Genomic DNA, 12,797 nt, shown 5'->3' with positions numbered 1-12,797 from the left:
TAGCTCGGCATAGACCGCAGCAAACGTGAAAACTACTGGTTAAGGGAAAATATGCACAACGGCGTGATGAAGGCATGGCTCGAGTCTTCACACTTGGCTGGCGCCAATGCAACGTACGTAGAAGAACTCTACGAACTGTATCTAAGTGACCCCGACTCGGTAAGTGACGAATGGAGAAGCGTATTTGAAGAATTGCCTGTGCAAGCTTCAGAAGCGGTGGAACAACCACACTCTCGCGTTCGTGAATACTTCCGTCGACTCGCTCAAGAAACAAAGCATTACAGTGTCCAAGTTAGTGATCCTGATGTCGATGCGAAACAAGTAAAGGTTCTGCAACTGATTAATGCTTATCGATTCCGAGGGCATCAAGCAGCAAACCTAGACCCCCTAGGTTTATGGAAAAGAGATACAGTCGCTGAACTGGATCCTTCTTTCCACACTCTTACCGAAGATGACCTCAATGAGACATTTAACGTCGGCTCTTACGCTATTGGCCAAGAGACGATGGTGCTTAGAGATTTGTACAAATCTTTAAAGCAAACTTATTGTGGTTCGATTGGTGCTGAATACATGCACATGACTAACACAGAGCAAAAGCGTTGGATTCAACAACGTTTAGAGTCTGTTTCTGGTCAACCCTCTTTCGATAAAGAAGAAAAGCAAGCTTTCCTAGAAGAGCTAACTGCTGCTGAAGGTCTTGAGCGCTATCTTGGTGCTAAATTCCCTGGCGCAAAACGCTTCTCATTGGAAGGTGGTGATGCGTTGATCCCAATGACGAAGGAAATTATTCGTCACGCTGGTGGTCAAGGCATGCGTGAAGTTGTTGTTGGTATGGCTCACCGTGGTCGTCTAAATATGTTGGTCAACGTGCTTGGTAAAAAGCCACAAGACCTATTTGACGAATTTGCGGATAAGCACGACGACACATGGGGAACCGGTGATGTGAAATACCACCAAGGTTTCTCTGCTGACTTCGCTACGCCACGTGGGAATGTTCACTTAGTATTAGCATTTAACCCGTCACACTTAGAAATCGTAAACCCAGTAGTTATTGGTTCGGTTCGCGCACGTCAAGATCGCTTAGACGATAATGATGGCAGCCGAGTACTACCAATCACTATCCATGGCGATTCTGCAATTGCAGGCCAAGGGGTTGTACAAGAGACATTTAACATGTCACTTGCTCGTGGTTTTTGTGTGGGTGGTACGGTTCGTATCGTTGTGAATAACCAAGTTGGTTTCACAACCTCTAACCCTCGCGATACTCGTTCTACAATGTACTGTACTGACATCGCTAAGATGGTTCAGGCTCCGATTTTCCACGTAAATGCAGATGATCCAGAAGCGGTTGCTTTTGTTGCTCGTCTAGCGCTGGATTACCGTAATACATTTAAACGTGATGTTGTTATTGACTTGGTTTGTTACCGTCGCCACGGTCACAACGAAGCCGATGAGCCGAATGCAACTCAACCTTTGATGTACCAAAAAATCAAGAAGCACCCAACACCACGTAAGCTATACGCTGATGTGCTGATGGAGCGCGGAGAATTTGGTATTGATACGGCAACTCAACTCGTTAACGAATACCGCGATGCTCTTGATCACGGTGAAGTTGTAGTTAAAGAGTGGCGCCCAATGGCCATGCACTCTGTTGACTGGTCTCCATACCTAGGTCATGACTGGAACATCGAATGGGACAACAAAATTGATATCGAGCGTCTGAAAGAGCTGGGTTCAAAAATTTGTCAGTACCCTGATAGTCACAAGCTTCAAAGCCGTGTAAATAAACTGTACAACGATCGTACTGCCATGATTAATGGTGAGAAACAAGTCGATTGGGGTATGGCGGAAACACTGGCGTATGCAACGCTTGTTGATGACGGAAAGCGTATTCGTATTTCTGGCCAAGATTCAGGTCGTGGTACGTTCTTCCACCGTCACTCAGTACTTCATAACCAAACTGACGCAAGCACGTATGTTCCTCTGGCGAACATTCATGACAAACAAGGGCCATTCCAAGTGTTTGACTCGGTATTGTCAGAAGAAGCTGTGTTGGCATTTGAGTACGGCTATGCAACAGCAGAGCCAAGCGGTCTAACCCTTTGGGAAGCACAATTTGGTGACTTCGCAAATGGTGCGCAAGTTGTTATTGACCAATTTATCTCGTCAGGTGAGCAAAAGTGGGCACGTCTATGTGGCCTAACCATGCTGCTTCCTCACGGTTATGAAGGTCAAGGCCCTGAGCACTCTTCTGCTCGTCTTGAACGTTACCTTCAGTTATGTGCTGAACAAAACATGCAGGTTGTTGTTCCTTCAACGCCAGCTCAGGTTTACCACATGATTCGTCGTCAGGTCGTTAGACCAATGCGTCGTCCATTGATTGTAATGTCACCTAAGTCATTGCTTCGTCACCCTCTGTGTACGTCTTCTCTTGAAGATCTTGCAGACGGTACGTTCCAACCAGCTATCGCAGAAATTGATGATCTGGCTCCTGAGAACGTAAAACGCGTCGTGTTCTGTTCAGGTAAGGTTTACTTTGACCTTCTTGACCAAAGACGTAAGAACGAGCAAGACGATGTCGCTATTGTACGTATTGAGCAACTTTACCCGTTCCCTTACGAGGACGTGAGAGCTGCAATCGCTCAATACACAAATGTAGTCGATTACGTTTGGTGTCAAGAAGAGCCACAAAACCAAGGTGCTTGGTACAGTAGCCAACATAATTTCCGAGCTGCTATCCCAGTGGGTGCTGATATTCAATACGCAGGTCGTCCTGCATCAGCGTCACCAGCTGTTGGCTATATGTCGGTACACTTGAAACAACAAAAAGCGTTAGTAGACGACGCTTTGACCCTACTTAAGAACTAGAAGTAAAAGGAAAATACAGACATGACAATTGAAATTCTGGTTCCAGATTTACCTGAATCTGTGGCTGATGCAACAGTAGCGACTTGGCACAAAAAACCAGGCGAAGCCGTTGCACGTGATGAAGTCATTGTAGACATCGAAACAGATAAAGTAGTTCTAGAAGTGCCGGCTCCTGAAGCGGGTGTTCTGGAAGCTATCATTGAAGAAGAGGGTGCTACGGTACTTTCTAAGCAGCTTCTTGCGAAAATCAAACCTGGTGCTGTCGCTGGTGAACCAACGAAAGACACGACTGAAGATACAGAAGCTTCTCCTGATAAGCGCCACAAAGCGGCACTTACAGAAGAAAGCAATGACGCACTAAGCCCTGCTGTTCGTCGTCTTCTTGCAGAACACAACCTACAACCAGCTGACGTTAAAGGCACTGGTGTTGGTGGTCGTATTACTCGTGAAGACATCGACGCACATCTAGCAGCAGCGAAAGCGGCTCCGGCAGCAGCATCTGCACCTGTAGTTGAAGCGCCAGCAGCAGCTCGCAGCCAAAAACGCGTGCCAATGACTCGCCTACGTAAGACAGTTGCAAACCGTCTTCTAGAAGCGAAGAACAGCACAGCGATGCTGACTACTTTCAACGAAGTGAACATGAAGCCAATCATGGATCTTCGTAAGCAGTACAAAGACCAATTCGAGAAGCGTCACGATACGCGTCTTGGTTTCATGTCTTTTTACGTGAAAGCAGTAACAGAAGCGCTGAAACGTTTCCCTGAAGTTAACGCTTCTATTGATGGTACAGATATCGTTTACCACAACTACTTCGACATCAGCATGGCAGTATCAACGCCACGTGGTCTAGTGACTCCAGTACTGAAAGACTGTGACACACTAGGTTTCGCTGACATCGAAAAAGGCATCAAAGAGCTAGCAATCAAAGGCCGTGACGGCAAGCTAACTGTTGATGAGCTGATGGGAGGTAATTTCACTATCACGAATGGTGGTGTATTTGGCTCTCTAATGTCTACGCCAATCATCAACCCGCCTCAAGCGGCAATTTTGGGTATGCACAAAATCCAAGATCGTCCAATGGCTGTTGATGGCAAGGTTGAGATCTTACCAATGATGTACCTAGCGCTTTCTTACGATCACCGTCTAATCGATGGCCGTGAATCAGTTGGCTTCCTAGTGACAATCAAAGAGCTTCTAGAAGATCCTGCACGTCTGCTATTAGACGTTTAGTATCTCTAAAACGTCTAGTTAACCCAGTTAGCTAGACGTAAAAAGTTTCAAAGGCTAGGCTGCTCAACGTCTGGCCTTCAATTGAACTGTAAAGCCATTAGAAAATGGACAACAGTTGATTTGAGAAGACCCTACAGACGTACCACAGGAAACTGTGTCGTTATGGAAATAATAATCCCTTAAGGGAAAATAAACGGAATATCAAAATGAATTTGCATGAATACCAAGCCAAACAGCTGTTTGCAGAATTCGGTTTGCCTGTACCAGAAGGTTTCGCATGTGATACAGCACAAGAAGCTTTCGAAGCTGCAGGCCGTATCAGTACAGCCAAGAAAGTCGTTAAGTGTCAAGTACACGCTGGTGGTCGCGGTAAAGCGGGCGGCGTAGAGCTACATGACACTAAAGAAGGCGTTAAAGAGTTTGCACAAAAGTGGCTAGGCAAAAACCTAGTGACTTACCAAACAGACGCTAATGGTCAGCCTGTAACTAAGATCCTAGTTGAAGAAGCATCGAACATTGCTAACGAACTTTACCTAGGTGCTGTTGTTGACCGTGCAACTCGCAAAATTGTATTCATGGCGTCAACTGAAGGCGGTGTGGACATTGAGAAAATCGCTGAAGAAACTCCAGAGTTGATTCACCAATCTGCGATCGATCCTCTAGTTGGCCCTCAAGCTTACCAAGGCCGTGAACTGGCATTCAAACTTGGCCTAGCTGGCGATCAAATTAAACAGTTCGTTAAGATCTTCATGGGTCTTGGTGAAATGTTCGCTCAGTACGACCTAGCTCTACTAGAAATTAACCCGCTTGTTATTACAAATGAAGGTAACCTTCTTTGTCTAGACGGCAAGATCAACATTGACTCAAACGCAATGTACCGTCAGCCAAAGCTTCGTGAAATGCACGATCCTTCACAAGAAGACGAGCGCGAAGCGCACGCAGCTCAGTGGGAACTGAACTACGTAGCACTTGATGGCAACGTTGGCTGTATGGTTAACGGTGCAGGCCTTGCTATGGGTACGATGGATATCGTAAACCTACACGGCGGCAAGCCAGCAAACTTCCTTGATGTAGGCGGCGGCGCAACAAAAGAGCGTGTAGCTGAAGCATTCAAGATCATCCTTTCTGATGACAATGTTAAAGCAGTACTAGTAAACATCTTCGGTGGCATCGTTCGTTGTGACATGATCGCTGAAGGTATTATTGGCGCAGTTAAAGAAGTTGGCGTAACAGTTCCTGTAGTTGTTCGCCTGGAAGGTACCAACGCAGACCTAGGTCGCGAAGTACTTGCTAATTCTGATGTTGATATCATTGCTGCTGTATCTCTAACAGATGCTGCTCAGAAAGTTGTTGCTGCTGCGGAGGCTAAATAATGTCTGTATTAATTAACAAAGACACTAAAGTAATCTGTCAGGGTTTCACTGGCGGTCAAGGTACATTCCACTCAGACCAAGCTATCGCATACGGTACGCAAATGGTTGGTGGTGTTTCACCTGGTAAAGGTGGTCAAACTCACCTAGGCCTTCCTGTATTTAACACAGTACGTGAAGCAGTAGAAGTGACTGGCGCAACAGCAACAGTTATCTACGTACCAGCACCTTTCTGTAAAGATGCAATCCTAGAAGCGATTGATGCAGGTATCGAACTGATCGTAACGATCACTGAAGGTATCCCTACTACAGATATGATCGACGTTAAAGTGAAGCTAGAAGAAACTGGCGTTCGCATGATTGGTCCTAACTGTCCAGGTCTTATCACTCCAGACGAGTGTAAGATTGGTATCATGCCTGGTCATATCCACAAGAAGGGTAAAGTAGGTATCGTATCTCGTTCAGGTACTCTGACGTACGAAGCAGTTAAGCAAACAACAGATGAAGGCTTTGGTCAGTCTACATGTGTTGGTATCGGTGGTGACCCTATCCCAGGTTCAAACTTCATTGATATCCTAAAACTTTTCCAAGAAGACCCAGAGACTGAAGCAATCGTAATGATTGGTGAGATCGGTGGTACTGCGGAAGAAGAAGCTGCTGAGTTCATCAAAGCAAACGTAACTAAGCCAGTTGTATCTTACATCGCTGGTGTTACTGCTCCTCCGGGCAAACGTATGGGCCACGCTGGCGCAATCATCTCTGGCGGTAAAGGTACTGCTGAAGATAAATTCGCAGCACTAGAAGCAGCAGGCGTTAAGACTGTTAAGTCTCTTGCTGACATCGGTAAAGGCCTACGTGAAATCACGGGTTGGTAATCAGCTGGCTTTTATCGAATGAGATAGAAGCTAACTGAACGATATAAGAAAGGCTTAGTCATTGACCAAGCCTTTTTCTTTTGTAACTGATTACTTTGTATAACGATTCTTTTGTAAACGACTGCCGCATCAACGGTTGGTTTTTAAAAGTCAGAATGAACTCCGACTTTTCTCTTTAGGCGCGGGTTCTGTACATTTGAGACAACATAAACATTGCCGCAGCACTGATAACAACAGAAGGTCCGGCTGGTGTGTCGTAGAACCATGACAAGCTCAATCCTCCGAACACAGCGATAGAACCAATTATCGATGCAAGGAATGCCATTTGTTCGGGTGTATTGGCGAACTTTCTTGCCGTTGCTGCAGGAATGATGAGTAGTGATGTCATGATTAACGCACCAACAAACTTCATACCTACCGCAATTACGATACCCACAAGTAACATCAAAATAAGACGCATTAAATCAATGTTAATGCCGTCAACCGCCGCGAGATCTTCGTTAACGGTCGTTGATAATAGTGGTCGCCAAAAGATAGCTAATACCACCCCAATCACAGCAGCACCCGCATAGATAAACACTAAATCCGTTGGCGATACCGCAAGCAAGTCACCAAATAGGTAGCTCATCAAGTCAACACGAACATTGTCTAAGAAGCTGACTGCTACAAGACCTAATGAGAGTGCACTGTGCGCCAAAATACCGAGTAGGGTATCGGTCGCGACCAGCTTTTGCTTTTGTAACGTAACCAGCAACACCGCCAGCATCAAACAACAAATCAGCAGTGCTAAGTACAAGTTAATATTGAATAAGAAACCAAGCGCTAAGCCCATTAGAGAGGCGTGTGCAAGGGTGTCACCAAAGTAAGCCATCTTGCGCCAAACCACGAACGAACCCAGTGGACCAGCAATAAGAGCAATGCCTAAGCCTGCAAGAATAGAAGGTAAAAGAAACTCAAGCATTAGTGGTGGTGTCCGTGTTTATGGTTGGAGCAGTCGTGCACATCCCCGGAAACTGGCTGGCCTGCCAGGTCATGGTGATGGTGGTCATGTTGGTGGTGGTAGAAAGCCAAACTTTCTTGAACCGCAGTACCGAACAAGGCGATATAAGAAGGGTGGTGTTTGATATCAGCCGGTGCGCCCGAGCAACAGATATGGTGATGCAAACAGATCACATCGTCTGTTTTTGCCATTACTAAATGCAAGTCGTGTGAAACCATAAAGACAGCGCAACCAAAACGGTGACGAATGGAATCTATCAGGTCGTAAAGATCTATTTGTCCCTGAACATCAACACCTTGTGCGGGTTCATCAAGAACGAGCAGGTCGGGTCTTTTCAAAAGAGAGCGAGCGATCAGCACGCGTTGGTTTTCGCCACCAGACAGTTGATGCATGTTACTTTTCATTAGGTGCTCAGCACCTACTAGCATCAAAGATTCTAGAATTTCTTGTTTGCTGAACTTTCCGGTGAGCTTAAGGAAACGCTCCACATTGAGAGGCAGAGAATCGTTCAGCTTTAGCTTTTGAGGAACGTAACCAATTTTTAATTTTTTTGATTTGGTGATCTTTCCTGAATATTTGTGCTGGAGCCCTAGTAGTACCTTAACTAAGGTTGATTTTCCCGCGCCATTTGGCCCAATTAGGGTAGTGATTCTGCCACGCTCTAAATTTAGAGAGATGTTGTCTAAAACTTTTCGACCGTCAAATTCGACGTTCACAGAATCTAGTTGGATTAAGTTATCCATGAATAGAACTCATTTGCAATTCGCTAATGTTATAATGTAACATTTACCTCAAGCCTAAGCTACTTTTCTATTATCGAGGGATTATGTCACGTTCATCTTTTATACTTGCTACTTTGCTTTTAGCGCCAAGTGTTGCAAGTGCCAATACTATTTTAACAAGTTTTAAACCAATTCAAATGATTGTGACGGAATTAACGCAAGGCGTTAGTGAACCGGGTGTGTTGATGAACAGCAACGCTTCGCCGCACGATTATGCACTTAAGCCATTTGATGTGAAAAAAGTTCATGGTGCGGATATGGTTGTTTGGTTTGGTCCTGACCTTGAAGCCTTCTTGACTAAGGTAATTGGTTCAAAAGAGAACGTTATCCAGATCAGTGAGATTCCTGGTATTAACTTGAGAGAGTTCGGACATGAAGAGCATGATCACGATGCTCATGAAGGGCACAATCACGGCAGCCACGACCCTCATTTTTGGTTAGGTATCAACCAAGTTGAAGTAGCAGCAAAATACATCTCAGCTAAGTTGATTGAAACTGACCCTGACAACGCAATGGCATATCAAGAGAACCTAGACTCATTCTTGATTGCATTGAAAGAGAAGCAACAGTCTATTCGTGAGCAACTTGCACCAGTCAAAGACGAAGGTTACTACGTGTTCCATGATGCGTATGGCTATTTTGAGCAAGAGTTTGAGCTGAATAACCTAGGTCACTTCACGGTAAGCCCTGAACGTAAACCGGGTGCAAAAAGCCTAATTGCTATTAAGAAAACGCTGGTACGTGAAAATGTTCAGTGCGTGTTCTCTGAGCCGCAATTTACACCTGCTGTAATCGAATCAGTGACGCGTGGAAGTAACGCTAAACAAGGTCAACTTGACCCGATTGGCTCAAGTGTTGAGGTGAAGAGTGGAAGTTATTTCGATTTTCTTCAACAACTTACAGACAGCTACACAAGCTGCTTAAGTGCAAAGTAATCAATAGCGAGTATTTTTTACTCTACTTTGCTCTCGATAATTTATGAATCATGCCGCTTTTTGCGGCATTTTCGTGACCGCTAAGATAAAACCTTCCAACAAACAAGAAACCTTCTTCCTCCTTCGATAATTTCCGCTAAAATAGAAAGATAATAATAAGCACAAAAAAACTCAACTTCTGTGTAAACAATAATGAGACATTATTGCGACAGAGACCTCACGTGTTGTTGCTGTTCAGGATTAAACGTTGTTTCAAATTATCTTAAGAATGTTCATGTTAATGAGCGTTTCATTTAACGTATTAGCGGTAAATACCTCACCCTCTGTTTTTTATCCTTTGCCTGTTCAAGCGCAGGGGAACTTCCTTGCGGCCAAAAATCTCTATCTAGGTGCGGGAGGCGGATTGTGGATCCATGATGTGCATGGGAAAGTGCTCTTTTATGATGGTCGAGCTCTACTTCCGCGCAAGGGAAGTCTTCTGCAGTTTTCATCGGAAAGCGTTGCTTTTCTAAATGACGAGTTTTGGACGTTTTTTGACAACGAGGTCTACCGACATAGCCCTGGTATCGGCAATGAACTCGCCTTCAGTTTGAGCCCCGGAGCTGAGATCGCTAATATCGGTGCGTCTGGTGACTTTATTTGGGTCACAGATGGCGCTAATTTCTATACGTATAACACTCAATCTTTAGAATTTAATACCTATTCACTGCTTAAGTTGTACCGATACAACAACAGCAGTGATATTACGATTAACGATGCTGAGTGGGTCTTGTCGAAGTGGGTCTTAGCGACCAGTGCTGGTGTCTATCTTTCTGACCAACAAGAGTTTACGCACATCACGGCATCGGAAAAGAATCACATAGAAACGGTTTATTTCTCTAACACTCGGCGTGAACTCGTCATCGGCACCTTAAATGGCGCGGTCATTGTCGATCTCTCGAACCCAGATCAAGTGACTTATGTTCGGGGGTCACATGTGCTATCTCTCGCTGAAACCTCAGACCAATATTGGATTGGTACTGAGCATGGGCTAGTGAGTTACAATTTTATCACGGGACAAACGACTCACTTCAAGCGTGCGACCAATCAAGACTTTTCATTGCCGGGTGAGAAAATATACTCGCTGATTAATGATCATGCAGGTGGTATGTGGGTCGCGACCAATAATGGCATTCGCTATTTTTCATTGTTTAGTGAGACTTTTTCTCGAACGCCACTGAACGGAATGGGGATGCACTCGAGTAGCGTTGTGATCAACAAAGTGCAGCCTGTTGATGAACATTTATCTTGGGTCGCGTCATCTATGGGCCTGTACTTGGTCGATTCACAAAGTGAAGATCTTCCAATTCGTGTTTATACAAAACCCGTTCAAGATTTTGAGGTCTTAGGTTCTTCTATCTGGATAGCCACCGAAGAGGGCATTCTTAGTTTTAATACTCAGACGTTTGCTCCTGAGCCGCTTGAATTGCCGAGAGCGATTCAGGGTGTTCATGTTGAGAATTTTGCTCTGCAGCCTAACCAAATTTTGTGGATGACGTCTGGACAAAGTCTGTATTCTTTATCAATCCCGACCATGCAGTTAGCGTCTTACGGCACAGATTGGTTAGTTGATAAGTTTCTCCCCGCAAAAATTACAGACCTCAATATAGGCTTGCAAGGCAGTGTTTACATCGGTACGGATCATGGCTTCTATTCATTTATCGATAAGAGAATCAGTTTCAGTCGTTCGAGTGAGCGATTTGGCAAAGTTGTCGATATTGAGCAAGCGAGGGACGGTTCTCAGTGGTTTGCTGGCAGTTACGGTGTGTACCGAATTCCTTATGACAGCAATATCATCGAAGAGATCGCTCTTGTCGAAGACAATATCAGCCCGAATTGTCTAATCAGCGATGACAATGGTGTGTGGTTAGGATCATCTAAGGGGGTCAGCTATTACGGGCTCGATGGACAGTTGCATAAACACATCGGTTCTCCATTTGGCTTGATCACCAATGAATTAGCGGCGGGCGCTTGTGCGTTGTTTTACAGTGAAGAAAATCAATCGTCTAGACTCGTTTTAGGCTCTAAGTATGGCGTGGTCAGTGCATTGTCTAATGAGTTATTGGTATCGACGACACCTCATAGCCGAGCCTTATTAAGCAAGATCAGTGTTGACCAAGAAACTGTATCGCTTGGCGGGAGAACGATTGATTTAAAAGAGATACCTTATGGCTCTTCCATTGGTTTCAAGCTTGGTATTTTACCCACGACGTTTGCTCCAGCTATGGAGTATAGGCTCAACGACAATGAACCTTGGAGCGAATTTGAGGGAGGCTTGCTCACGCTAGACCACTTGCTTCCCGGTGACTACACGCTCGAAGTGAAACCGGTGAAGGACTCGCATTATCGTTTTGTTTCCACTAATCAAAGTTTCTCGATAGCTGAGCCTTGGTATCTAAGTAATTGGGCAGCCGCGAGTTTCCTGATACTCCTTATTTGTGTGGTCACCATTCTGGTGTTCTGGCGTTCACGCTATGTGACTTTTGCCAATAGACATTTAAAAGCGCAAGTCGCTTTAAAGACCGATCAGTTAAGGCATCAAAGTCGGATTCTATTAACGACCAATCAACAGCTCAAAAAGCAACTCTCTGTTAAAAATGTACTGGTTTCTCATACGGCGAAAGAATTGTCCGATGAAGTGAATCAGATTGCCGTAATGCTACCCAATTGGAATGATGACCAAGGAAAGTCTCCGATCCTAGCGTTAAAAAATGGTTTAGCTCAATTGAGTAATAGCCAAGAGGGAGAGGGAACGGTTTGTTACGACGTGATTTTGATCTTGGAGTCGGTACTCAAAGCTTGGAAGGATGACTTAACCAAAGCGGGAATAGAGCTGGATATCAGTGTAGAAACCAAGCATCGACATGTGTCGCTGCTGTATTTTAATCTCGATATTATCTTTAATAGCTTGGTCGCGAGTATCATCAAGCGAAATTTCAAATCACAGAGTATGGTGATATTGGTTGAAGAGGTTAAAGGTCACCTTGTCGTTACGATAAGAGATCATGGTATGCCTTTCCCTAAACTGGCATCAGCGATTAATGACAGCAGTGGAAAATCAACCGATCTTAATATTGAAAAGCTGCCCTTATTGATGAATCAAAGTGGTGGCGAACTTAATGCCTTCATCTCGGATTCTCAAAATAAAGTCCAGCTGTCTTGGCCAATTGAATATCAAGTATTGCAAAACCTTGAGGCGAGTACCATAGAGCAAATCGAGACGATTAAGCTCACAACCTCAAGCTCAGAACAGCAGAAAGTGAGTGCGGAACAAGAGTGGAAAAACAAAGTTTCACAGCTTGTGAGTGAACACTACGCAGATGCTGAGTTTGGTACAGCAACTGCTGCGAAGTATTTGTTTATGTCTGAGAGAAGCTTACAACGACGCTTTAAATTAGCTTATCACAAGACATTCAAGGAACACTTGAATGAAGTTCGTCTCGAACATGCTTGTGAGCGCTTACTCGCGGGAGAAAAAGTGTCAGACGTAGCCTTTGATTCTGGATTCAATGACCCATCCTACTTTAGCCAAAGGTTTAAGCATCACTTTGGTATGTCTCCCTCTAAGTTTGCGGAAAACAACGAAGAGTAGTGAGCTGCGGATTCACTCTGCTTCCACATAGATAAAGATACTCTAAGCCTCGACATTCGTGTTGGGGCTTTTTTATGCTCATACGAGATAGAGATAGAGATAGAGA

The 12,797-nt window shown here is 44.7% G+C and carries 8 protein-coding genes; 6 read left to right on the top strand and 2 right to left on the bottom strand.

Features of this window, described 5'->3' with window-relative positions:
* The first annotated feature begins 51 nt into the window (after window positions 1-51).
* The 4 genes from sucA (at window position 52) to sucD (ending at window position 6,343) form a co-directional block, all read left to right on the top strand.
* Window positions 52-2,868, top strand: coding sequence for a 2-oxoglutarate dehydrogenase E1 component (sucA, locus tag BCT49_RS15295; protein WP_102436329.1), 2,817 nt, complete (start codon window positions 52-54; stop codon window positions 2,866-2,868).
* Window positions 2,869-2,889: 21 nt separating this feature from the next.
* On the top strand, window positions 2,890-4,098 hold the full coding sequence (gene odhB, locus BCT49_RS15290; protein WP_017106130.1) for a 2-oxoglutarate dehydrogenase complex dihydrolipoyllysine-residue succinyltransferase: 1,209 nt from the start codon (window positions 2,890-2,892) through the stop codon (window positions 4,096-4,098).
* Window positions 4,099-4,304: 206 nt separating this feature from the next.
* Window positions 4,305-5,471, top strand: a complete 1,167-nt coding sequence (gene sucC, locus BCT49_RS15285; RefSeq protein ID WP_004734210.1) for an ADP-forming succinate--CoA ligase subunit beta — start codon at window positions 4,305-4,307, stop codon at window positions 5,469-5,471.
* Window positions 5,471-6,343, top strand: coding sequence for a succinate--CoA ligase subunit alpha (gene sucD, locus BCT49_RS15280; RefSeq protein WP_004734209.1), 873 nt, complete (start codon window positions 5,471-5,473; stop codon window positions 6,341-6,343). The genes sucC and sucD overlap by 1 nt, the downstream gene beginning before the upstream one ends.
* Before the next feature lie 175 nt (window positions 6,344-6,518).
* On the opposite strand, the gene znuB is transcribed toward sucD, so the two are convergent.
* Together znuB and znuC are read right to left on the bottom strand one after the other, a co-directional pair.
* Entirely contained in the window at window positions 6,519-7,304 is a 786-nt protein-coding gene (znuB, locus tag BCT49_RS15275; RefSeq protein ID WP_102436327.1) for a zinc ABC transporter permease subunit ZnuB, read from the bottom strand.
* A complete protein-coding gene (gene znuC / locus BCT49_RS15270; RefSeq protein ID WP_102436325.1) occupies window positions 7,304-8,086 on the bottom strand; it encodes a zinc ABC transporter ATP-binding protein ZnuC in 783 nt (260 codons plus the stop codon). The genes znuB and znuC overlap by 1 nt, the downstream gene beginning before the upstream one ends.
* 83 nt (window positions 8,087-8,169) lie before the next feature.
* On the opposite strand from znuC, the gene znuA reads away from it, so the two are divergent.
* Together znuA and BCT49_RS15260 are read left to right on the top strand one after the other, a co-directional pair.
* Window positions 8,170-9,060: a zinc ABC transporter substrate-binding protein ZnuA gene (gene znuA / locus BCT49_RS15265; protein ID WP_102436323.1), complete on the top strand. Its 891-nt coding sequence runs from the start codon at window positions 8,170-8,172 to the stop codon at window positions 9,058-9,060.
* Between the two features lie 280 nt (window positions 9,061-9,340).
* Window positions 9,341-12,691 carry a helix-turn-helix domain-containing protein gene (locus BCT49_RS15260; RefSeq protein WP_102436375.1) on the top strand — a complete coding sequence of 1,117 codons (3,351 nt, stop codon included), beginning with the start codon at window positions 9,341-9,343 and terminating at the stop codon, window positions 12,689-12,691.
* Window positions 12,692-12,797 lie beyond the last annotated feature (106 nt).

The sequence above is a fragment of the Vibrio lentus genome, assembly GCF_002875945.1.
Lineage (GTDB): Bacteria > Pseudomonadota > Gammaproteobacteria > Enterobacterales > Vibrionaceae > Vibrio > Vibrio apostichopi.
The sequence above is the reverse complement of the archived record's forward strand: the minus strand, read 5'-3'. Positions and strand labels throughout refer to the sequence as shown.

Excerpts from the sequence above, each read along its gene's own strand:
- sucC (WP_004734210.1), top strand. The coding sequence starts at position 4,305 with ATGAATTTGCATGAATACCAAGCCAAACAGCTGTTTGCAGAATTCGGT.
- BCT49_RS15260 (WP_102436375.1), top strand. The coding sequence starts at position 9,341 with ATGAGCGTTTCATTTAACGTATTAGCGGTAAATACCTCACCCTCTGTT.
- odhB (WP_017106130.1), top strand. The coding sequence starts at position 2,890 with ATGACAATTGAAATTCTGGTTCCAGATTTACCTGAATCTGTGGCTGAT.
- znuB (WP_102436327.1), bottom strand. The coding sequence starts at position 7,304 with ATGCTTGAGTTTCTTTTACCTTCTATTCTTGCAGGCTTAGGCATTGCT.
- sucD (WP_004734209.1), top strand. The coding sequence starts at position 5,471 with ATGTCTGTATTAATTAACAAAGACACTAAAGTAATCTGTCAGGGTTTC.
- znuA (WP_102436323.1), top strand. The coding sequence starts at position 8,170 with ATGTCACGTTCATCTTTTATACTTGCTACTTTGCTTTTAGCGCCAAGT.
- sucA (WP_102436329.1), top strand. The coding sequence starts at position 52 with ATGCACAACGGCGTGATGAAGGCATGGCTCGAGTCTTCACACTTGGCT.
- znuC (WP_102436325.1), bottom strand. The coding sequence starts at position 8,086 with ATGGATAACTTAATCCAACTAGATTCTGTGAACGTCGAATTTGACGGT.